Below are 23592 nucleotides of genomic sequence, written 5' to 3' on the forward strand. Positions count from 1 at the left end.
ACTTTGATGTTTTAATATCATTGGGTTTTTATTACGTGGTCCCGTTTATCGGCAGGCTGTATATCCAACAGCTTATTTACCTTCACGTTGTTCAATAACAGTAAGGGTAAAGTTTTAAAACCGGAAACATTTATCTTTTCGGCAATAAGCCCGTTCACGTCATCAAAAACAAATGGTGTACGGAAATCATACCCGGTGTAATTGACGTGTATGTTTTTCAAATTGATACCTTCGGCATGCCTTGCGTAAAAAGCGGATACAGGCAATTCGCCAAACATCGAAAACTCGGGGTAGGCAGATATTTGTTCAGGCACTTTGGATAACGAATCAATATTAAACCATGCTACCTTCTTTTTAGCTACGGCAGCATAGCTGATATCAATGCCCTCCAGCGTAACATTGCTCACCGGCGAACCGGGAATACCAGCAACCGACATCGGAAAAACATTATGCGCAAATTGTTCGGGTGGCCCTTCCATATGGTAACCAGCATCCGGCTTTCCGGCTGGTATCCCGGCTTTAACATCGGCAATATAAATCCCACTAACCGAACCTGCCGCTCTTAACTTTTGACGTTTACCTAATCGTATAAAAATGGCGTTGCCGGTATTTTTCGCTACTACATGTCTTATATCAATATCTTCAATCACACCTCCGTCAACCGATTCGATAGCCACTGCCGAACGGAAAGTATCATACACCTCAATATTACGAACCGTTATTTTTTTAAACCCACCGAAGGATGCTGTACCCATTTTAAATGCACTCGCACTTGAGCGGATCCTGCAATCGGTAATAACAATGTCTTCGCAAAAACTTTTAGGATCGGATGATTTTAAACAGATACCATCATCAGCAACATTAAAAAAACTGTTGGTAAGCTTTACCTTTTTGCAATCTACCAGATCGATCCCGTCATTGTTTAAAAACGTGTTGCTGATAACCTTTATATTATTGATCAACATATTGGTACAAGCCCGGTATTCCTGTATCCAGCACAAACCATTTTTGATGGTCACATCACTAATCTTCACATTATCGCATTGTTTAAAAAATATCAACTTCGGTCGGTTATCTTCTTCTGGCCGCAATTGGTGCCACTCGTTATAAGTTTTCCATTCTTTGTCTTTAAGCTTACCGTTTCTGAGCATCCGGTATATATCTTTCAATAAAGCTTCGCCTCTGCCATTTATAATGCCTGTGCCGGTGATCGCTATATTTTTACAGCCACTTGCTACTATTAAAGGCGATGCTTTTCCCGGGCCATAGGCTATACGTTTAACAGTTGCCAATAGCTGTGCGTTTGGGGCTAAACGCAATTCGACATTTGATTTCAGATCGATAACACCTGTTACAAATTTGCCTTGCGGCACCAGCACTATGCCTCCACCCGAAGCTGTACAATTATCAATAGCTTTTTGAATAACATGCGTATTATCGGTTTTACCATTACCCACCGCACCCAAAGTGGCAATATTGAAAACCTTTTGCCCGGCTTTAACCTGATGGATGAAAACTGTAACACAGGAGAACAGAATGATAACAAATGCAGATCTGAGTTTCATATGAAGATATATATTGTTACTAAGCGAATGAATCAGGCGACGGAGAATACCCCGTCGCCGGTTTAGTCCAATTGAACAATTAGTACCCAGGGTTTTGAACAAGCGCTTTATTTAGCTGCATCGCCGATGTCGGGATCGGAAAAATACGGTGTGCGGGGTTAGCATCTGTTTTAAAACCCCAAGAACTTTCGTATTTGCCAAACCTGATCATATCGTTTCTGTGCCATGATTCCCAGGCAAATTCCCTGCAACGCTCTGCATAAAGGTCATCAAGCGTAACGGTGCTCCATGCAGCCGATGTAGTCCGCTCGGCACGTAGGGTGTTAACCAATGTAAGCGCTGTTTGCCCGAGGGTAGTTGCCCCTCCCCTCAAAATAGCTTCAGCTTTCATCAGCAAAATATCTGAATAACGGAATATTGGAATATCGTTTTTCATGTTCCTGTTCAACGAAGTAGAATCCGGGTAAAATTTAATGTTACGATAGCCCATGTTCCAGCCTATTTCATCGTTACCCACGTCAAACGTGCCAACATCTTGCCTTAAAACAATGTTAGGTGTTAATTCAACCTGGTATGTTAAAGCGCCGTTAGGGTCGCTTCCAGTATAAAACTGGTTATAGCTTTGATTTGTTGTAGTATAAGTTACCGGCGTTATGCCATCAAACTGGTATTGCTTGCCGGTTAGCCATTGTTTGTTCCTGATATCGTTAGGATCATTAAAATTGGCATAATAAGTTGGCAGCGTGCTTATAGCTCCGTCTGGTGTGAAATTTACTTTGTACTTATTTACCAATCTCCTTGGCAAATCGTACCGCTGATGAAGGTTCTGGCTTCTGAAAGGCAGTGTATTTGCTGCAGCAGGATCAAACGGTATAGCAAAAATAAACTCGGCAGTTTGTGGCCCGTTATCCGGGTAAAACATTTTGAGGTAGGTACCTCTTGCCTCAAGATGAAAAGCGCCGGAATTGATCACATTATCGCAAGCGGCTATACAATCGTCATAACGCTTGGTGCCTGTGTAATATTCGGCATTGAGGTACATTTTTGCAAGCAACGCATAAGCCATGTATTTGGTTGGCTTGCCATAGGTGGTTTGCCCTGTAGTGCTGCTTAGCGAAGGCAAAGCGGCTTTGATTTCCGATTCGATAAAGTTAAAAACCTCGGAACGGGTTTTGTTAGGATGTGCTGCATAATCGCCGGCTACGGTAACAATTGGCACATTGCCAAAACTGTCCATCTGATAAAAATAAGCAAGGGCCCTAACCATCCGTATTTGTGCCAGGTCCTGCTGTTTGGCTGTTCCTTCCGGCTCAGCGGCCTGAAGTGTTGCCAGTGTTTGGTTGGCCAGACCAATAATAGTGGACGTCCAATACCACTCCCCGCTAACACCGGGATGGTCCTTTGTCCAGGTATGGTAATGCAGCTGCTGAAATTCACCACCATTATACCAGTTACCACCGTAAGCCGGGAAGATCACCTCATCGGTACTTGCCGATTGCATGAAAAAGTGCTCGACTGAGATATTGCCCCGCAAAGCCACGTAAACAGGACCCGCCGCTTGCGCGTATTGATCTGTATTTTGAGGAAAAACATCCGGGGTTAATTCTGTTTTCACCGGTACCGATACTTTTTGGCACGATGCAAAACATAGCGTAAGTATAGCGCAAAAGCCAATGCTTTTTAATATTCTGTTCATGATAATTTCTTTTAACTGGTTAAACTTAAAAAGTTACGTTAGCCCCTATCAGGATGGTCCTGGTTTTGGGATAAAAGTTATTATAGTCCACACCGGGAGAAATACCGCCCTGGTTAATTTCAGGATCCACACCTTTATACTTGGTTATGATGAACACGTTATTGGCCGAAGTATAGATCCTGAAAACCTTGATGTACTTACTGTTCAGTTTAAAGTTGTAAGCAAGGGTGGCATTATCCAAACGCAGGTAACTTCCGCTTTCCACAAAACGAGATGAGTACAAATAAGCATTGTAATCTGCTGCCGATTCGCCTGCTGCATCCTTCAGGATATTGGTGTACTGTGCTGTGTTAGGCCTGAAAAGATCGGCGCGTGTTGCGTCAAATATCTTGTTACCAAATACGCCTCTGAAAAAGATATTCAGATCGAAATTTTTATAATGAAAATCATTCGACCAGCCAACCAATAATTTGGGTTGTGCACTGCCTAGGTAATGATAATCCGTACCAATTGTTGGCGCAGTTGTCAACTTGCCATCGGCACCAACAAATTGCGAAACTCCATTAGCGTTTTTGCCAGCGTACTGAAGCGAAAAGAATTGGCCCAGAGGTTTACCTGATTTTAAGATCTGCAAGGAGTGGCTTGATTGACCAGCACCTTCGGGGAAGGAATACAGCACCGAATCGCCTCCTGAAAACAGTGGGTTAGACAAACTGTTGATAACGTTTTTATTATGCGCAAGGTTCAGCGCGGTCGACCACCTGAAGTTAGCAGTCCGTACCGGCGTGGTGTTAATGGTTAGTTCGATACCTTTATTGGTCATGCTGCCGCCATTTGCCACAATAGTACCGGTTGGCACCAGGATAGGATCAACTGCATATGAGAAGATCATTCCCGTTGTTTTTTTGTTATAAACCTCAAGCGCGCCGGTCACTTTTCCTTTAAACAATTCAAAATCCAAACCCAGGTTGGCAGTAGAGGTTTTTTCCCATTGCAGGTTTGCATTAGCTGCTTGTGTAGCCCCCAGAGCATTGATATAATTTCCATTACTGTAAAAAGTACCGAGGCTACCTGAAATAGCTTGTGCCGTATAGGCATTGAAACCTGTTGAGTTACCTGTTATACCATAACTGGCACGTAGTTTCAGATCGTTTATGGTATTATTTTCTTTCAGGAAGCTTTCCTGGCTTACGCGCCAGGCGGCACCTACCGATGGAAAATATCCCCATTGATGCTCTTTACCAAAAACAGAGCTGCCATCGCGCCTTACAGAAGCCTGCAACAGGTATTTATCATTGTAGTTATAATTTACCCTGGCAAAATCAGAGATCAGCCTCGTTTCCTGAAACACACCATCGGCACCAAAATTAACCTGAAAACCAGATACGGCATAAGGGTTGCTTAAGGCCAGGTTGTTGTAACTTACATTATCAACCGGGAAGTTGGTAGTGGTTGCCTGGAAACCATCTCCTATAGTATTATTCTGCCAAGAGTACCCTAATACTGCATTGATGGAGTGATTGCCTATTTTTTTATCCCAGTTAAAATATGTTTCTATAATTTTATTAACTGTTTGTAACGAACTCCTTGTAGCTTGGCCGTTACTACCAAAGGTTTGCTGCGTATGATAGCCTAAACCAGGCTCCGGGTTATCATATAAACCGTTGTAATGAGATGTGAAATAAGAGGTATAAAACTCTCCGTGTAAAGTAGTAGTATTTAAATAGGATAAATTTAAGTTGTATGTTAAGCCGAAAGGCAATTTCAGCTGGGTGTTAAACGCAGCAACAAGATTATTGTATTTTGTATCACTCACGCTGTTGTTTAGCATGCCAACCGGGTTATAGTAGTTTTGCGTTGTCGGGTTTTCAAAATAGCTTCCATCGGCATTCTTTGTCGGTGAAACCGGCAGGAAAAGCGCTGATTGCAGCAGGATCACGTTTCGATATGGCACATCATTAGCATTACTGTTGGAGTTGGTTACAGATAAGCTAAATTTAAGGATATCATCGAAAGCGCTTTGTGTTAAAGCCAACCGGCCAATAACACGCTCCAGGCCGGTATTGGCAATGATACCATCTTTTTTTACATAGTTTACGCTGGCATAGTAGCTGCTATGGTCGGTACCGCCGCTGAAAGACAGGTTATGATTGTGAGATATGGCAGTGTTTCGCTCAATAGCTTTTTGCCAATTGGTATTCGCTCCTTTATCATCGGAAGCAGAAAGCGCCTGGTTATTTGTTTTCAGGAAACCCCTTAACTCGGCAGCGTTCATCATAGCAAGCTGGTTGGCTACCTTTTCGGCACCTACATAGCCGTTATATGATATTGATAACTGCCCTTTTTTACCTTTTTTCGTGGTAACCATAATAACACCGTTAGCTGCCCTGTTACCGTAAATGGCAGTTGCCGCGGCATCTTTCAATACATCTATAGTAGCAATATCATCGGGGGCTATGGTAGCAATATCAACACCAGGAACACCATCAACTACGTAAAAGGGCCCCTGCGAACTGTTTATTGTAGATGCACCACGCAGAACAACGGCAGCAGGTTTGTTAGGGTCGCCGCTGGCAGTAATGTTCAATCCCGGAACTTTACCTTGTAACAACTGGCCAACATCTGTAATGGCCCCTTTGTTCAGATCTTTATTATTTACCGTTGAAACGGCGCTGCTTAATGTGGCACGGGTCGCATTACCATAACCTATCACCACCACTTCGCTCAAACCTTTGGCAGCTTCAACAAGGGTAACGTTAAGCGAGGTTTGCTCGTCAACCAATACTTCCTTCGTTTCGAAACCTAAAAAACGAAACTGTAAAATATCACCCTTATTAGCATTAATAGTATACGAACCATCAGCAAGGGTAGAAACAGCCGTTTGTCCGCCTTTTATCAATACCGTAACGCCCGGAATAGGACTCCCCCTACTATCCGTAACCTTTCCAGTTATTTTTTTTGGTACAGCGGGCTGCTCTTCATCCGGCTGCTTTGGTGTAATACGCTCCTTAATGATAATGGTATTATCATCAAGGTCGTAGGTTAAGGGTTGGTCTTTAAATATCTGGATCAGCACCTGGCTAAGCTCCATATTCACTACATTAATAGTAACCGGTTTTGCCTTCAGCATAACAGTGTTATTGAATATAAACAAGTAGCCTGTGCGTTTATGCAGTTCTTTTAAAACTGATTTCAACTCGCTGTTTTCTTTAGTAATACTAACTTTTTGCGCCATGGTACGGGCACTAAGTTGCATTGCCAGTAAGAAAATTAGTAAGCCCGTGATCTTCATCGTCCTTAGTACCAGTTTTAAATAATTTCTTGTTTGTTGGTAGTTACATTCTCCGTGCCGAACAGGCACAGGAATTTTAGAATGCAAGAGTAGTTTCATACATTTGAATGTTTGGGTTAAGTTTAAATCAGAGTCGAATTTGAAATTTGGGTTAATCCAGGCATATCGCCTTTCCGGCCGGAATCCGGGAGGGCTTTTTTTATGGGGTCACCGCTGAAGAGGTAAGTTTTTATTTATCCATATTTTGCAATTAAATTAACAATTGGGTTAAAGCTATTTTTTTTCTATGATCACTTTATTGGCGGCAATAGTAAACTTAATGCCACCGGTTGTTTCAAGCAACTTCAGCGCTTTTGATAATGGAATATTTCTTTTAACCAGGCCTGTAAAATTGAGCTGCGGTTTAGGCCCCCTATACTCCACATCGATATTATACCACCGGGCCAGTTCAAGCACTACCTGCTCAAGTTCTGTATTATCAAAAAGGAACAAGCCATTTTTCCAGGCGACAACATCTTCGGTATCAACTGTTTTTACATCAAATTTCCTGGCGCCAGTGTCATAAACCGCCTGTTGCCCAGGCACCAGCAAATGCTTTTGATTGCCATTTGATATTTTAACCGAGCCTTCTAAAAGAGTTGTTTTGCCCGGTTGCTCACTATAAGCACGGATATCAAAATGAGTACCCAGCACTTCTACCTTCTGGTTTCCGAAGCTTACTACAAAAGGCATTTTTTTATTTTTAGCAACTTCGAAGTAGGCCTCGCCGCTAATGTTGACATTTCTTGATTTGCCGGTAAATGCTGTGGGGTATGAAATAGACGATTCAGCATTAAGCATAACCACTGTACCATCCGGCAACTGCAATCTGTATTGCCCGCCTCTCGGCGTGGCCATGGTGTTCATCAACGAAGTAATACCTGCCTGGCTTCCAGGCACATAAGCAAGACTTCCGTTGGTCAGTTTTACAACCGCAGTATTACCCTGCTGCACAAGCTTGCCATTCTGCGCATCGTTCAATTGAATTTTAGCGCCGTTGGCAAGTATTAAAATTGCTTTATCACCACCGGGGCTAACATCATGATGTATTTTTCCTGCCGCGAGGGTGTCATTGCTTTTTCGCAAACGGTATTGATATATACCAAATGATAAAGCCAAAACCAATATGGCAGCAGCTACATAGATGAATTTATTTGTTCGTTTTCTTAGCGGCATGATCTTCTCGTCCAAATCATCGGAAACTGGGTCACCCAATGCGGCGTGCAGCATTCTATCACGGGCACCAGCAGGGAAAAGATCATCCTCAAACTGATTTGATTTGAATACTTCTTCCATCAACCGCTGCACCAGCATCTCTGACCCTGGCTTATTGATGAACTGCATTAATTCATCTCGCTCGGCCGGGGTTTCAGTCTTGTTAAAATACTGTTGGAATAAGTAGCTTAATCTTTCAGACATCTTATTTTTTCTCTTATACAACTAAAGAGTCAAAAAGAATAAAAAAGGGGTAGTCGAAAACAAGAAAAAAATATTTTATTTTAAAAAATGAACGCAAACCATAAAAAACAGCAGAAACAACTGGTCGTTCTTCTCAGAAATACTGTTTTTAATGAATTTATTAGCTGCTACAACATGCTTTTTCACAGTCTCGGGAGAGATCGAAAGTAACGTTGCGATCTCGCTGTACTTTAAATGGTTTATTTTGCTGAGCTCATAAACCTTTCGTTGTTGCGGTGGCAACTTCCCAATGAGCTCGTCTATCATATAAGAGAAATCTCTCTTCGTATTGGTTTCGTGCTGAAAAGAGCATTCTTCCTGGTATTGTTGTTCAAACCGCTGTTGCTTGGTACGAGCTGCTGCCTTATCTTTTAAAAAACGATAGGTTTTATTGCGGGTTATAATAAAAAGATAGTTTGTAAAACTTTCTATCTGCGAAAGGCTCTCCCTCCCCGACCATATCTTTACAAAAACATCCTGTACAATCTCTTCCGTGGCCTCAAGTGATTCTGTCAATCTATAAACATATTGACCGAGGTTTTTATAATAAAAATCGAACAGGCAAGTGAATGCCCTTGCATCTCCAGCCGAAATTTTGCTGAGGATCTCGGTTTCATTATGAATTGGCTTGATGGACAATGTTTAATTAATGGATCTTAAAATTATATAATTTTTATCATACCGTTAAATTTATCTACAACTATTACAACAAACCTGTTACAAAGAGCGCAAATCAAACTATCGCCAGTAATTACCCTTGACAGATTTATGCTTACATAGATTAGATGTTTTTGCCGGAGCGGGGAGCAAAAAAGCCGCCCTGTTTGACGCTGACCACAAGACAATTGCTAGAAGGGCGGCGCTATTTAAGCCACATACTTAAATATTAAGAAATGGCACCTGTTATCCTGAATACATAAGTAGGTTGCTCAGGTAATCTTTCGGGAAAGGCAATAGTGAGACCGTCCTTGTTCGCTTTAAAATCTATTTTCGGCTCATAGCCCAATAAACTTATAGCGGAGATATCCTTTTTATTAGCCAGGCTTTTTATTAACACCTGACTCTCCGGCCTGCCCATTACCATTGCATATAGTACGCCTTTTTTAGTTGTAAAACGGATATCGGCCGAAGAAAATGGCTTTCCTTTGCCCTCGTTAAATCCTTGGGTCGCCAAAGGGGCCGCGTTTTCTGATGCCGGCCCTTCTCCAAATTTCACCCATGGTCTGGTACCATAGATCGCTTCCCTGTTTATCTGCATCCAGGTTGCGACACCTTCAACAATGGCGCGTTCTTTTTCGTCGATAGAACCATTACCCCTTATCGGAACGTTTAGCAATAGGTTTCCGTTTTTGCTCACAACATCAACAAGCGTTTGTATAACTGTTTTAGCAGACTTGTATTTATTTTCGTCGTAAACACGACGGTCGTAATGCCAATTACCAATACAGGTATCAGTTTGCCATGGTAAAGGTTCTATCTCATTGCTTTGACCGCGCTCAATATCCCAAACCATACATTTACGTTGCTGTTCATCTAATATCTTTCCGTTTACCACGGCATTTAACTTCCCATATTTCCGTATACTATTATTGTACAGATCAGCCGTTATTTGGAGGCCAACATTGCTTACGGGCCAAAGAGGGAGTACGGTATCATCAAAATACATCAGGTCGGGTTGATAGTTATCCATCAACATTTTTATCCGTTTATAAAACCGGTCACAATATTCATTTGATGGAGGATAAGCGCCATCAGCCCAGGCCCATTGTTTATTATTATCCCTTCCTGCGGCACTCAAAGGATGGTGCTGGGCATAAAGATCTTGCGGATCAAACCCATCCCACCATTTTCCTTTGCCATCAGTGGCCGTCATGTTTCCATCATAAGGAATACCAGTCAATGGGCCGGTTTTATCAGTTTTTTGGGCATCCTCATACCAACTCCATGCGTGGGAAGCATGTACACTTATCCCAAAAGGAAGCTGATTTGACTTAGCAGCATTAGCCCAGCCTTTGATCAAATCTTTTTTGGCCCTATCTGCGTTGAATTCCAACGCTGGTATGGGTTTGGAAAAAGATCAAAATTATCATGGTGGTTCGCAAGCGCCACAAAATATTTGGCGCCGGCTTTTTTATAAAGTGAAACCAGCTTATCAGGGTTCCATTGATCTGCCTTCCATTCGTTAATCACATCTTTAAAGCCAAATTTTGAGGGGTGCCCATCCTTTTTGCAATGGTACTTATACTGTTCACTACCTTCCTCGTACATGCCGTGGGCGTACCAGTCGCCATATTCGGGCTCACATTGCGGGCCCCAGTGCGCCCAGATTCCAAATTTAGCGTCCCGAAACCAATCCGGCACCTGGTATTGGGCAAGTGAGTTCCAGGTAGGCTGAAAATGTGCCGATAATCCAGTCTTTCCGGCAGCTATCGCATTCCGGCCAAAAAGTTTAGATAGGTACAGAGAGGGTATGACCGTCAATCCTCCTTTTATCAAAGTTCTTCTTTTCATAGCATTTAGAACGCAATATATTTTTGAACCACTAATTCAGTAACAAGCAGCGCGTTGCATTTCATGAGGTGTAAATAGTCTTCGCAATATTCAGTTATTGGTTAAGGTTCTGTGATATTGATTTTTCAAACCTACAGCATCCATTGTTCAAAAATTTGCATAAAATGGACTATTTTTTGTAAAAAACCGACCTTGAAACTGGTAAAACATTCATAAACATTGGCATATTTAGTTTATATTTGTATATTTTCGTCTCAGATGGTCAAAAGGAATTTAGGGCATAGTTTTTCGCTCCTTAATATTGATTACGTCAAACTTAATTCGAAATGGAATTACAGAAATGTGATCAGTCCGTACTATCGCATTTACTATATCGATGATGGCGAAGGAAGTTTATCAGATGCTACCCATTCGCTAAAGTTAGAGGCCGGGTGCATATATATTATTCCAAGTTTCACTTTGTGTAATTTAAGCTGCAACAATTTCCTGAGTCAGTACTTCATACAGTTTTTTGAAGACTCAATAGATGGGAACTCCCTTTTTTCCAGCAATAGGAATATACTAAAAACTGAAGCATCGGAAACAGATGTCAGGCTTATTAACCCTTTATTGGAAATCAATCCCGGAAGGGGACTCAACAGGTCAGACAATCCCAGCAAATATGAAAAGGATATTTTTTATAAAGAATACCAGGGACTAAACAATCAGCAAAATATTTCAGCCTACTTGGAAACACAAGGGATACTCATGCAATTAATAGCCAAGTTTCTTAACCCCCAGCTTTACAAGCACCCCAGCCGCGATCCCATTCCCTTAAAAATAGCTGAAACCCTGAACTATTTACTTGTTAATTTACACCAAGACCTTTCTATTCATCAACTGGCCACGCGGGCCAATCAAAACATTGATTATTTTTCACGACAATTTAAGCTTCATACCGGTATAAGGCCGTTAAATTTTGTAAACGAAAAACGCGTAGAGCGTGCACAATACCTGATGGCCACAACAAGGATGCCTTATTCAGAGATTTGCGTACAAACGGGCTTTGACAACCTCTCCTATTTTTCAAGAACCTTCAAAAAGCTAACAGGCATGTCACCCAGCGCCTATAAAAAGCAAATATTCCGGGTTGGGTTTGAAAATTGAGGATAACACATAACAGCATTGTAACCAGCTAAGTATTTCAAAGCGGAATTCTATTTTACTGATTTGGCTTAAGATCAACTGTCTCGCATAGCCTCTGCCCTGATAATCGGGATGGGTACCAACGGCGCTCACCTCAACGAAAATTTCACTGCGAAAGCTGAAGCCTCCCATCGCCACCAACCGCCTGACATCAAATATGCCTTCATAATTGCCTTAACTAACAAATTTGAGCAACTACCTGATAGTGCACAACTAATAATACTTATAGTATTGATTCTTATAACTGCAACTGAAGTTTTTGGAAGATCATATATCTTTAATAAGCCACGTGTTCTTAACGGATGGGGATTTATACGAAGGCTATCAAATAAAAAGAAACGTCAATTATTTAAATTAGGAGAACTAAAAGCAAGTGAGCAACAATATAAAACAGAAAATAAATTTGTATTTCCGGAACTTGTGGACAGGCGGATAATATCAGACATAGTTTAAAATTATTTAGGGTGATTTTGTTTAAACAGATCATTGAAAATCAATCAATTATTCAAAATTACATACGTTTAACAAGCTCAAAGTCTTAAAAAAGTAGTTCTGAAAGTTTCCCTAGTCTATTAGGAACAATGGCCATTAAATGCGTTTGTTCCATTTAGGTAGTTGCCATTGCATTCTAAAAAATCTGTAACCAAATCGATTTTCAAGTCCCTTGGGAAATCTTGATAATAATCATCATGGGTAACACATTAATGTATCTCTAACTTCGGGATATTTTGCCCAATCATTCTCTTTGGCCATGAATATTGTCTCAACATCGGATCAGTTTTACTCATTAGAAATCGACCACGTTGTGAAGCCTAATCGGACTTTTCGAAATTACCGAACCGCTTAATTTAAAAATGCTAACAGGCAGATTTATATTGTATCAAGAGATTCGAGTTCAATCTTGTTCCAGCTAAAAGGTAGTCGTCAACATATTTAAATATATAATTAAATTTTGTTTTACCATTTTCATCATTACATTTGTAGTGTACTACTATACTAATACACTAAAATGATTCAAATTCAGAATTTGGACTTTGCATATAAAAAGGGGCGCCCGGTGTTCACCAGGCTCAACCTCGATTTGCTGCCCGGGCATATCTATGGTTTGCTCGGCAAAAATGGGGCAGGAAAGTCAACGCTGCTCAAAAGCATGGCCGGCCTGGCGTTTCCGCAGGCCGGAAAATGTATGATCAATGGGATCGACGCATCAAAGCGCCCGGTGTCTTTACTGGAAGACCTCTTTTTTCTGCCCGAGGAGATCTATGTGCCGGCATTAACCTCAGCACAATTTCTGAGAAGCACGGCTACCTTTTATCCTAAATTCAGTTTGACGGATTATTATGTTTACCTGAAAACGCTGGACGTGGATGCTGATGCAGTCATGGATAGAATGTCCTACGGTCAGCAAAAAAAGGCGATGATTGCTTTCGGGCTGGCCACCAATACCAGCGTCCTGATCATGGATGAGCCCACCAACGGCCTTGATATTCCCTCCAAGGTGCAGTTCCGCAAACTAATCGCGTCGGTGCTAAATGATGAACGTTGTATCCTGATCTCCACTCACCAGGTGCGCGATCTGGACAGCCTGATAGATACCGTGTTGATCCTCGACAATCAGCGGATTGTGGTAAAAAAGGCTGTTGACGAAATAAGCGAACAATTAACTTTCGGTCTTTTTGAAGACACTACCGGGATGCCGGTATTATATGAGGAGGAGACAATGCGCGGTAAATACGCCATTCTGAAAAACAATAATCGTAAGTACAGCCGCCCTGATCTGGAATTGTTGTTCAACGCCATTACCACAGGAAATCAACAAATTGTTGAAGTTATTAATGGAGGAACCGGGAATGAATAATTTTTTCAGTCTCCGCCGGTTTAGCCGCCTGTTCATTAAGCACACGATAGAACATTACCGGACCTACCTGATGTCGACAGCAGTGATCTTCGGGGTATTTGTTTTCGGCGGTACTTTTATCTTTTTTGTTTTCCCTGCGCCACCGGATACGGGCATGCAAACCGCATGTTTTGTTTTATTAATGCTGGTGTCGGGCAGTATTTTCACCAGTACGGTATTCGGTGATTATGGCAATAAAAGCAAAGCCATACCGGCTATCACCTTACCGGCCTCGTCGTTTGAAAAATACCTGGTGGGATGGTTGTATTCGTATCCTATTTTTATGGCTATTTATACCGGCATCTTCTTTTTGGTGCTTTTTACATTGGGCCAACTGGTGCACTTTCCGGGTATACGTTTGCAGATAATGTCATTGTCTCAGCCCGAAATGTTGCTGGTATTGGTGATCTATTCCTCACTTCATTCCTGTTGCATTTTCGGGGCCATCTTTTTTGAGAAGCTGCATTTCATCAAAACCGGCTTTGCGTTTTTTATCGGATACATTGTAATAACGATGTGTAATACCATGTTTCTTAAGCTCATTACCGGCGTAACAGTAATTAAAATGGCACTGCCGTTTGGCTTTCTCAATTTCAGCATCGGCAGCAAATTTTATTCGGTGGTTACTACCGGGCCTGTTTCAACCGGTATACTTATCACGATATTCCTGGCGGCGGCATTGATATGGGCTGCGGCCTATTTCAGGTTAAAAGAAAAGCAGGTGTGATATGGAGTTTAAAGATAACGAAGCGATATACCTGCAAATAGCATCATTTGTGTGCGATAATATTTTAACCGGTAAATGGCCTGCCGGACAAAAGATCTTATCTGTGCGCGATCTGGCCGTGGAACTCGAAGTTAACCCCAACACGGTGATGCGGTCATACGAGTTTTTACAGGGGCTGGAGATCGTTTACAATAAACGCGGCCTAGGGCTGTTTGTGGCCGACGACGGTTTTGAAAAGGTGAAAGCCTACCGCAGGCAAAACTTTGTGCAGCAGCACCTGCCCGATTTTTTTAAGAATATCTACCTGCTGGATATCTCTATTGACGAGATCAGGCAGCAATACCAGGAATTCCTGGCCCATCAGTCAACTCCAAAAAGCAATACCGACGAACAATGAGAACAAGTGTCAAAATATTAATTGCAGCAACGGTGCTGGTAATTGTAACCCTGGGCATCTACGATTTTCAACTGAAGGCCGAATACCTGCGAGGCGATTTCAAAAACCCGTTCCGGGATTATATCGCCACCGATTTCAGCGATTTTGATTCGATCGACCTGCATTCGGCGTCGGCCATTAACCTGATGGTGGTGAGGGGGCCTTATAAAGTGACGATTGAGCCTACCGCCATGGATTTTGTTAAAATAACCAAACGGGGCCGGACGCTGGTTTTTGATGCCAGTTATAAAGATCATTATCGCAATATTAACAGCGAATACGTGGTATTTGTATCCTGCCCGGATTTGAAAGCATTTACTACCGATACCCGCTACACAGCGGGCGACCTGAAAGTAACCGATTCTGTTTCGAACGACTTTAACTGGAAATACAGCCGGATAACCGGATTTGATGCCGATAGTCTCCGTTTAATCGCCTTACATGCTGCAAACGTGATGCTTGAGAATAATCGCATTAATTCAGTATTGCTTACAGCGGGCGCGCAGCCGGGCGCGGGCGCGATGATCACATTTGGCGAGGGCAACCGGTTTAAATCGGCCTTTTTGGATATTCAGCATAAAAGCACTTTACGCATTCTATCCCCTGCAGGGAATCATATCACCTATCAAATTGCCGACAGCGCCAGGCTGCTCGTAACCGGCAGTATCAGTAAACAACTCTTTAAATCCCCCCAGCCATGAAATTAACCATCAATTCACTCTCAAAAACTTATGCCAACGGTGTGCATGCCCTTAAAGATGTATCGCTGACGCTGGATAACGGCATGTTCGGTTTGCTTGGGCCAAACGGCGCTGGTAAATCGTCGCTGATGCGTACCATAGCCACCTTGCAGGAAGCCGATAGCGGCACTGTTTTTCTGGACGGGCTCGACGTACTGAAAAACAAAACCCAGGTGCGTCAATTGCTCGGCTATCTGCCACAGGAGTTTGGGGTTTATCCCAAAATATCCGCCGAGCGCATGCTCGACCATATTGCCCAGCTCAAAGGCGTCGGCAACGCTGGCGAACGCAAGGACCTGGTGCTTGGCCTGCTGGAAAAAGTAAATCTGTTTAAAGACCGGAAAAAGCATCTCGGCACGTATTCCGGCGGGATGAAACAACGCTTTGGTATTGCCCAGGCGCTCATCGGCGATCCGAAACTGATTATCGTAGATGAACCAACCGCAGGCCTGGACCCCGCCGAGCGGAACCGCTTTTATAATCTGCTGAGCCAGTTAGGGCAAAACACCATCGTGATCCTATCGACCCACATTGTGGAGGACGTAAGCACGCTTTGCTCCAATTTTGCCATCATCTGCCTGGGCGAGGTACTTTACGCCGGCGCCCCCGAGACGGCCGTTAAAGAACTTGAAGGCAAGATCTACTCCAAAGCCATCAAGCAGGCCGAAATACAATATTACCGGGATGTTTACAGCGTAATATCCACACAGTTAAAATCCGGAAAGCTTCATATCCGCATCCTCCAGGAGAGCGGTGAGCCGGCCGACGGTTTTGTATCCGCTGCGCCGAATCTCGAAGATGTTTACTTCAGCAACATTGCTACGCGTGTAGATGTAAATACCATGTAAATCACTACAAAACAAATCATTATGTTTTTGAAAATCTTTCTGTTCGAGATCCAAAACCGGATCCGCAGGCCTGCCGTTTACCTGTATTTTTTGGCCATACTGGTGTTTACCACCTTCTCTTTTGCTACCGGCTCGCTGCCGGTGGGCGAGAAGGAGCATATCAATTCGCCCTACCTGATTACGTTTTGGTGCTGCGGCATCACGATGATGATGACCCTCATCAGCTCATCAGTAATGGGCACGGCAATATTCCGTGACATCGAATATCAAACCAAGGATTATTACCTGACGTACCCCATCACCCGGAATGGCTATTTCTGGGGCCGGTATTTCGGCTCATTCACTTTTATGATATTGATTGCGCTGGCTGTGCCGCTGGGTATTTACCTGGGCACACTGATCGGCCCGCTCACTGGAAAAACGATCCTCGCGCAATACGGCCCTAATAAATTGGTTTATTATGCCTATCCTTTCCTATTCATCGCACTGCCGAATATTTTATTTACCTCATCGCTGTTTTTTGGGTTGGTGGCGGTGCTGCGCAACGTTAAGATTATCTATTTTGGTGGCATACTGTTGTTCCTGTTTTACGCCATTGCCCTTTTCTTTCTGAACCATACCAATAATCTGACGGTTATTGCCATCTCCGATCCCTTCGGACTTAACGGGGTGCGTTTCCAGATGAATAACGCCAGCGCAGCCGAGCATAACAATATGCTGATCACTGTAAGCGGGCCGCTGGCCATCAATCGTATCCTGTGGCCAGGTTTATGCTTCATTGTCTTGCTGATCACCTACCTGCGGTTCAATTTTGAGACCTTTTTTGCCGGTAAGCGTGATAAAGCGACCATTGACAAAATAGGGGTTAAAACCGGTAAGATCCTCCGTACGCCGTCGGTAAGTTTTTCGGGCACCTACAATCGGGTTACGTTTAAAAGTTTAGTGCGGCTGGAGTTGATGAACATTATCCGCGATAATTATTTCTGGATCATCGTCGGGGCCGGAAGCGTGTTCCTTGGATTTGTACTGTGGCTGGGCGATATGCATAACGGCGTACCAGATCTGCCGCGAACGGTGGTTGAATTGGGCATTTTTGCCGATGCCTTTCCGTTCTTCATGTTCTTTATTATCATGTTCTACACCGGCGAAACCATCCAGCGCGACCGGTTAACCAGGTATTCCTTTATTAACGACTCGCTGCCGCCGCCAAATTGGGTAATGAACGGATCAAAGTTGGTATCGATGCTGCTTATCTCGGCCGGGCTTGCATTCGTGCCGTTGGTTTTAGGAGTTTTTGTACAGTTGATCAAAGGCTTTACACATATTCAGCTTCATCTATATACAACCTACATCCTAGTGATGCTGCTGCCTAAATTGCTTACCGGAGCGGTGTTTTGTTATGTGATCCAGGTGGTTTTCAATAATAAATTTGCGGCCTACGCCGTCACAGTGACGTTATGGGTTGCTATGTTTTTCCTGGATACCACCGGCATATTCGATTATCACCTGCTGATGTATTCCTACACTCCAAAGTCGGGCATGAACGATATGGACGGCATGGGGCACATGGTTAAACCGGTACTTTGGTTCGATGTGTATTGGCTGCTGGCTGCCGGGGTGCTTATTGTAATAGCGGCATTGTTTTATAACCGTGGAGTAAGCACTTCATTTAAGGAACGCTTAAGCGTGATTCCGGAGCGGTTTGATACGAAAACTAAAACGGCCTTCGCAATTGTCCTGTCCTTATTTTTGATGGTAGGCGGTTATATTTATTACAACATCAGCTACCTCAATGAGTTTTTGACGAAGGGCGAAAACCTCGACCGCGCCGTTATCTACGAGAAAACCCTGAAGCATTACCAGGATATGCCACTGCCCAAGGTGATTAGCATCAAGATCAACGCCGACCTTTTCCCCGCTGAAAAGAAAGCCATAACCCAGGCGGTGATGACCATCGTTAACAAGAACAATAAACCTATCAGCGAAATGCTGCTGGATGGTGACGATCTGACTGCGTATTCTATCGATATAAACGGTAAACGGTTGTCGTTCACAACGCCGTTGCTTTATTCCCGCGGCATGTTCAGTCTATTTGGGCCTAAAAAAGATACCGCCGATTTCAGGTTATACAAGTTCGATAAGCCGCTCGCGCCCGGTGACACTGCTGTGTTGCAGGTTAGGTCACTGATTGCCCATCGGGGTTTTGAGAATGGCCCTTTCGCGCTAAATATGCTGGATAACGGCACCTTCTTTAAAGGCGGATTACCGGGATTGGGTTATGATGATGACGATGAGCTAAGTAGCCCTTACGAACGAAAAAAGGCCGGTTTGCCGCCTAAAAACGAAGAAGAGATTGCGCAGAATGATCCAGCTGGTATTAATAATTTAAAGGCTGGCCGGTCAGCAGATATGCTCACACTGGACATTACCGTAAGTACGGAGGGCGACCAAACCGCCGTAGCCAATGGCGATTTAGTAAAGCAGTGGACGCAAAATGGCCGTAACTATTTTCATTATATACAAAACAAGCCGGGAATGTACATGCCCTTCGGTATTTTGTCGGCCAGGTACGTGCGTAGTCGCGACAGTGTGATGCTGGATCACAAGGTATATATTGATATTTATTATGATGCGCAGCACGGTGCCAACGTCAGCAGGTATATGCAGGCGTATAAGAATGGATTGAAGTATTTTAGCTCGGTGTACGGCAGCTATCCGTTCAACAACATCCGTTTGGTTGAGGCTTCTCCATACGGTCCGGGCGAAGGTTCAACGGCAACGCTCGATGTGCGGAACGAGCTTAACGGCTGGAACGCCAATTTTACCGGCCCCGATCAAAACGACTATCTGTATTCGGGTGCAACCTTTCAAACCGCCCAGCAATGGTGGCGTTTTCAGGTGGCACCTAACAACACCATCGGTTCCCTGGTGATAACAGAAGGGATATCCAATTATGCCTCACTGGTAATGAGCGAGAGGAAATATGGCAAGGCCAATATGCGCGATATCGTTTTGAGCCCCTTATGGTATTACTTATTTATTCGCAGGCACCAGGACGAGCCGGAACACCCCATTATCAAAGCTGATCAGTCTATCGAATGGAGTGCCAAGACCGGTACCGCGCTTTATGGATTGAAAGAACTGATAGCAGAGGATAGCCTGAACAATGCGCTTCGTGAATTTAAAAATGCCTACGCATTTAAAACAAGCGGACCATTCGCCGGCGCAAACGATCTGTATCGTTATCTCCAAAAACACACACCCGATTCGCTCCAATATTACTTAACGGACACCTGGCAAAAAGTAACGCTGTACGACAACAAGATCATATCGACCGAGCTAAAGTCGACAAATAAAAAAGATGAATACAAGTTTACGCTAAAGGTAAATATTGATAAAGTTTGGATAGACAGCAATGGCAAAGAAATTCCGGCTACCAACATGAACGATTATATCGATATCGCTGTATTCGGTGATGATACCAAAGGTAAGGATGGCAGGACGGTTTCACATTTCATCTACCGGAAACGCTTTAAACTAACGCGCGGAATGCATGAACTTAACTTTATTGCGAAAGGGAGGCCAAGAGCGGTAGCTATTGATCCGGTGGGCTACCTTATCGATAGGAATCCGGCTGATAACTGGCACTCGACGAAGCAATAAAAACTAACGCTTCCGAAATTAGGCCGGGGGTGGTATTTGGAGGAGGATCAATCTTAAGTCTGTTTTATTTTAATAAAAGTAAGGCTGTTAAAAAGCGGTTCGAAGAGTTTCTCTTGCGGACTCGAACATCCCGAAGCGGACTTCTTTAAATACTCGAACAAATTAGGTTTTTTTAAAGGCCTGATAAATTGCGCATTGAATTTATCAACGGTTCGACATTAGTCTTGCTCCCACTAGATCAACCCGAACAGGAATTTTTCTAATTCTCGAACCGATTAGGTTTTACTAAATGCCTGGTAGAATGCGCATTGAATCTATCAATCGATTCGATATTAGTCCTGTTCGGGCTTGAAATGCATCCAAGGTCTTTCAGACCTAACATGAAACTTTCGACGTTGGAAAAATTATCGATGATGTGGATAAACCACACCTGATTGATCCCGTTTGGCCAATTCCAAAATAACCATCTTTAGTGCTTAAGTTCAGGATTTTAGGAAAAGAAAGAAAATTGGCGAAGAAGGGTCAGCGTAATAGGTTTATCCACTTATTACTCCTTGTCTTTAAAAGTTTTGACTTCACCCTTGTGCAGGCTTCGGTTCGGGTGCTGCACCTCCAACTCACCGGTGTCCAGGTTTTCGATCTCATAACTTTCGCTGGTTGGTTCCTGCAATGTCTCGCTCTCGCGTCCGTCGCCCAAGGACTTGCCTTTGCGGTCCGAACCGCTCACGTTCTCATTTTTTATCATGATCAAATTGTTTACAGGTCATCATCTTCATCGTACAGCGGTTCGGTTTCCAAGTCGCTGCTGTCAGTCTCAGAACCGCTCAGCGTTTCTGCGCCGGTTTCGGGATAGTCCTCCTGGTCTGCGGCGTCCCTTTCGGGCTTAAAAATGCGCGGGATAGCCTTTTCATTACTGGCCATTTTGGGGTCTTTGGGATCGGTCGTTTCCATGGTCATACGATATTTATGCTAATCAAATAACCCACCTTGCTGGTTCAATGTTTTCAGGAATTGAGATTTCTTATCTTTGCGCTTTAACAGATAATGGCCATGACTGAACTTGCACCCTGCCCGATCTGCGGATCCCCTTACACTTATGAATTCGAAAGCTTACTGGTTTGTCCGGAATGCGGGCATGAGTGGCAAGCTGCTAAAGAGATGACAATTGAGAAAGGTTTTGTCGTAAAGGACACCAATGGCAATATCCTGGTTGATGGCGACACGGTGGTGACCATCAAAAACCTGCCGGTAAAAGGAACCTCCCAATCCATCAAAGCCGGTACCAAGGTAAAGAACATCCGTTTGGTGGATAGCGATCATAACATCGACTGTAAGATCGATGGCTTCGGCGCAATGGTACTGAAATCGGAGTTTGTTAAAAAAGCATGATGCTGATTCCTGAAATTGGACCGCTCAACAAAACTGCTTTTTAATTTCCGGCCGATCTTTGTGTTATTATGCTAAACACAATGGAAAATTCAGCAAAAGATACCTGGGTACTGGTAACCGGTGGCACCGGCTTTGTAGGCGTACATGTGATCCTACAGCTCATGCAAAAAGGATATAAGGTCAAAACAACACTCCGATCCTTGAAACGGAAAGAGGAAGTGCTGGATATGCTCCGTCATGGCGGCATTGCTGATTTTAAAAACCTGCGATTTATTGAAGCAGACCTGATGAAAGATGACAATTGGAAAGAAGCGGTCAGGAATTGTACTTATGTGCTGCATATCGCGTCACCGATCTTTCTGGCCCTGCCTAAAGATGAGAATGAAATGATCCGCCCGGCGGTAGACGGTACATTGCGCGTACTGAAAGCAGCCAGGGATGCAGGCGTAAAGCGGGTGGTGATGACCTCCAATTTCGGCGCAGTAGGCTACAGTCATAAAGACCCTTACACCGCCATTACCGAAAAAGAGTGGACCGACCCGAACGAAAAAGGCCTGTCGTCCTATAATAAGTCGAAAGTCATGGCGGAACGTGCGGCCTGGGATTTTATACAGCGGGAAGGCGGCAGCCTGGAACTGAGCGCGATCAACCCCGTTGGGATCTTCGGGCCGTCTTTAGGGCCGGATATTTCCAGCGGCTTCGAGCTGGTCAAAAACCTGCTGGACGGCACTATGATGGCGATCCCTAATCTCACGTTGAATATCATTGACGTCCGCGATGTGGCCGACCTGCATGTCCGCGCCATGACGAGCCCGGCAGCGAAGGGAGAGCGTTTCCTGGCTTTGGCGGGCGGAAAGATCTCCATGCCGGAGATCGCCGGATTGCTTCGGGAGAAAATGCCGGTGATATCCGCAAAGGTATCCACGAAAACCTTGCCTGACTGGGTGGTCCGTATCGTCGCTTTGTTCAGCCCGAAAGCTAAGGCCATCGCTTCAATGCTGAAGGCTAGCCGTAATGTGAGCAACGGGAAAGCCCGCAACGTATTGGGCTGGGAACCCATCGCTACCAATGAAGAGGCCATCTTGTTATCGGTGGAAAGTATGCTTAAATTCGGCAATATCAGATGATGAGGGCCAGCGAGATCAAATCATGCTACATCGGGCCGGAGATTTCGCCCGAACAGTTCATTGCCGAGCATTTCTTTTTGTATATCGCTAAGGGAATCATTAATGGCTATGACGGGCACCGGTATTCCAGGCTGCTTGCGGGGGAGTACTGCCTGGTTCGCAAAAACCATCTGGCCCGTTATAACAAGGAACGGGTGAACGGCGAGTTTGAAAAGGTGGTAATCATCCTGGATGAAGGCTTTCTGAAAAAGTTCCAGGAAAAACACCCGGTTAACCTGCCTGCAGCCAAACCGGAGGCCGCATTTATCGCTTTACAATATGATGAGAGGATACCGGACTATATCGATTCGCTGCTGCCTTATTATGACCGTTCGGGGAAGATCGACGAGCAGGTCGCCGACGTCAAACGGGAGGAACTGCTACAACTATTGCTGCAGGCCCACCCTGAGCTGGCAGGCGTATTGTTTGACTTCGGCAAACCCGAAAAGATAGACCTGGAAGCTTTTATGAACCGCAATTATAAATTCAATGCCAGCATTGAACGCTTCGCCTATCTGACCGGACGCAGCCGTTCGGCCTTTAAGCGCGACTTCAAACAGCTCTTTAACGATACCCCCAGCCGCTGGCTGATCCATAAAAGGCTGAAAGAAGCCTATTTTCTCATCACTAAAAAGCAACAAAAGCCATCCGCTATATACCTTGACCTCGGCTTTGAGGATCTTTCCCATTTTTCCTATGCTTTCAAAAAGGCGTTCGGGCAGACCGCAAAGCAATTGCAGGGCAATATGGATCAAACCTCCTGCTGAAAATCTGGCATTGAAACTGTAATTTTTTCAGCGCAATTCTGCAATTTTTACCGCATTCAGCGCTGGCATAATGCTTGTAAAATGTCTGTTAAATCAATTCTTAAAAAATTTTAAAGGAGAATTAGGCCATGACACTTGTTAAATGGAACAACAAAACCGATAACGCGTTATTGCCAGGCTTTAACGACGTTTTCGAATCAATTTTTAGCGACA

20 protein-coding genes and 1 pseudogene are annotated in these 23592 nt (G+C 43.9%); 11 read left to right on the forward strand and 10 right to left on the reverse strand.

Annotated features, from left to right (window positions below; all coding sequences use genetic code 11):
• Positions 1-17: 17 nt before the first annotated feature.
• The 7 genes and pseudogenes from FHW89_RS22185 to FHW89_RS29200 form a co-directional block, all read right to left on the reverse strand.
• Entirely contained in the window at positions 18-1565 is a 1548-nt protein-coding gene (locus FHW89_RS22185; protein WP_172337243.1) for a glycoside hydrolase family 28 protein, read from the reverse strand.
• A 79-nt stretch (positions 1566-1644) separates the two neighbouring features.
• The gene (locus tag FHW89_RS22190; protein WP_172337244.1) at positions 1645-3261 is read right to left on the reverse strand and encodes a RagB/SusD family nutrient uptake outer membrane protein; all 1617 of its coding nucleotides are present in this window, start codon (positions 3259-3261) and stop codon (positions 1645-1647) included.
• Between the two features lie 25 nt (positions 3262-3286).
• The gene (locus FHW89_RS22195; RefSeq protein WP_216650659.1) at positions 3287-6652 is read right to left on the reverse strand and encodes a TonB-dependent receptor; all 3366 of its coding nucleotides are present in this window, start codon (positions 6650-6652) and stop codon (positions 3287-3289) included.
• Positions 6653-6826: 174 nt separating this feature from the next.
• Entirely contained in the window at positions 6827-8011 is a 1185-nt protein-coding gene (locus FHW89_RS22200) for a FecR family protein (RefSeq protein ID WP_172337245.1), read from the reverse strand.
• A 75-nt stretch (positions 8012-8086) separates the two neighbouring features.
• Positions 8087-8689 (reverse strand): RNA polymerase sigma factor, encoded by a 603-nt coding sequence (locus FHW89_RS22205; protein WP_172337246.1) that lies wholly within the window; start codon positions 8687-8689, stop codon positions 8087-8089.
• 247 nt (positions 8690-8936) lie between these two features.
• Entirely contained in the window at positions 8937-9308 is a 372-nt protein-coding gene (locus FHW89_RS29195; protein ID WP_371742477.1) for an alpha-L-fucosidase C-terminal domain-containing protein, read from the reverse strand.
• A gap of 42 nt (positions 9309-9350) precedes the next feature.
• A pseudogene (locus FHW89_RS29200) lies at positions 9351-10561 on the reverse strand (alpha-L-fucosidase); the annotation flags it as partial.
• 258 nt (positions 10562-10819) lie between these two features.
• Here FHW89_RS29200 and FHW89_RS22215 point away from each other — a divergent pair.
• On the forward strand, positions 10820-11707 hold the full coding sequence (locus FHW89_RS22215; protein ID WP_172337247.1) for an AraC family transcriptional regulator: 888 nt from the start codon (positions 10820-10822) through the stop codon (positions 11705-11707).
• Here FHW89_RS22215 and FHW89_RS29205 read toward each other — a convergent pair.
• On the reverse strand, positions 11657-11878 hold the full coding sequence (locus FHW89_RS29205; RefSeq protein WP_371742478.1) for a hypothetical protein: 222 nt from the start codon (positions 11876-11878) through the stop codon (positions 11657-11659). The genes FHW89_RS22215 and FHW89_RS29205 overlap by 51 nt on opposite strands.
• Here FHW89_RS29205 and FHW89_RS22220 point away from each other — a divergent pair.
• The 7 genes from FHW89_RS22220 to FHW89_RS22250 all read left to right on the forward strand — a co-directional run bounded on the left by FHW89_RS22220 (position 11819) and on the right by FHW89_RS22250 (position 20057).
• Entirely contained in the window at positions 11819-12199 is a 381-nt protein-coding gene (locus FHW89_RS22220) for a hypothetical protein (RefSeq protein ID WP_172337248.1), read from the forward strand. The two genes, FHW89_RS29205 and FHW89_RS22220, sit on opposite strands and share 60 nt — an antisense overlap.
• Before the next feature lie 556 nt (positions 12200-12755).
• Positions 12756-13604 carry an ATP-binding cassette domain-containing protein gene (locus tag FHW89_RS22225; protein WP_172337249.1) on the forward strand — a complete coding sequence of 283 codons (849 nt, stop codon included), beginning with the start codon at positions 12756-12758 and terminating at the stop codon, positions 13602-13604.
• Positions 13597-14370 carry a hypothetical protein gene (locus FHW89_RS22230; RefSeq protein ID WP_172337250.1) on the forward strand — a complete coding sequence of 258 codons (774 nt, stop codon included), beginning with the start codon at positions 13597-13599 and terminating at the stop codon, positions 14368-14370. Before FHW89_RS22225 ends, FHW89_RS22230 begins: the two co-directional genes overlap by 8 nt.
• A 1-nt stretch (position 14371) precedes the next feature.
• Positions 14372-14767, forward strand: coding sequence for a GntR family transcriptional regulator (locus tag FHW89_RS22235; protein ID WP_172337251.1), 396 nt, complete (start codon positions 14372-14374; stop codon positions 14765-14767).
• The gene (locus FHW89_RS22240; RefSeq protein WP_172337252.1) at positions 14764-15507 is read left to right on the forward strand and encodes a hypothetical protein; all 744 of its coding nucleotides are present in this window, start codon (positions 14764-14766) and stop codon (positions 15505-15507) included. Before FHW89_RS22235 ends, FHW89_RS22240 begins: the two co-directional genes overlap by 4 nt.
• Positions 15504-16394: an ABC transporter ATP-binding protein gene (locus tag FHW89_RS22245; protein ID WP_172337253.1), complete on the forward strand. Its 891-nt coding sequence runs from the start codon at positions 15504-15506 to the stop codon at positions 16392-16394. Before FHW89_RS22240 ends, FHW89_RS22245 begins: the two co-directional genes overlap by 4 nt.
• 21 nt (positions 16395-16415) lie before the next feature.
• On the forward strand, positions 16416-20057 hold the full coding sequence (locus FHW89_RS22250; RefSeq protein WP_172337254.1) for an ABC transporter permease: 3642 nt from the start codon (positions 16416-16418) through the stop codon (positions 20055-20057).
• A gap of 547 nt (positions 20058-20604) precedes the next feature.
• On the opposite strand, the gene FHW89_RS22255 is transcribed toward FHW89_RS22250, so the two are convergent.
• Positions 20605-20802, reverse strand: a complete 198-nt coding sequence (locus FHW89_RS22255; protein WP_172337255.1) for a hypothetical protein — start codon at positions 20800-20802, stop codon at positions 20605-20607.
• An 11-nt stretch (positions 20803-20813) separates the two neighbouring features.
• The gene (locus tag FHW89_RS22260; RefSeq protein ID WP_172337256.1) at positions 20814-21008 is read right to left on the reverse strand and encodes a hypothetical protein; all 195 of its coding nucleotides are present in this window, start codon (positions 21006-21008) and stop codon (positions 20814-20816) included.
• Between the two features lie 99 nt (positions 21009-21107).
• Between FHW89_RS22260 and FHW89_RS22265 the strand changes: the two genes are divergently transcribed.
• The 3 genes from FHW89_RS22265 (at position 21108) to FHW89_RS22275 (ending at position 23379) form a co-directional block, all read left to right on the forward strand.
• Positions 21108-21446 (forward strand): zinc ribbon domain-containing protein YjdM, encoded by a 339-nt coding sequence (locus FHW89_RS22265; RefSeq protein ID WP_172337257.1) that lies wholly within the window; start codon positions 21108-21110, stop codon positions 21444-21446.
• Between the two features lie 80 nt (positions 21447-21526).
• Complete coding sequence (locus tag FHW89_RS22270) at positions 21527-22573, forward strand: aldehyde reductase (protein WP_172337258.1); 1047 nt, start codon at positions 21527-21529, stop codon at positions 22571-22573.
• The gene (locus tag FHW89_RS22275) at positions 22570-23379 is read left to right on the forward strand and encodes an AraC family transcriptional regulator (RefSeq protein ID WP_253952295.1); all 810 of its coding nucleotides are present in this window, start codon (positions 22570-22572) and stop codon (positions 23377-23379) included. Before FHW89_RS22270 ends, FHW89_RS22275 begins: the two co-directional genes overlap by 4 nt.
• Positions 23380-23592: the final 213 nt, after the last annotated feature.

It is taken from the genome of Mucilaginibacter sp. SG564 (assembly GCF_013149275.1).
GTDB lineage: Bacteria > Bacteroidota > Bacteroidia > Sphingobacteriales > Sphingobacteriaceae > Mucilaginibacter.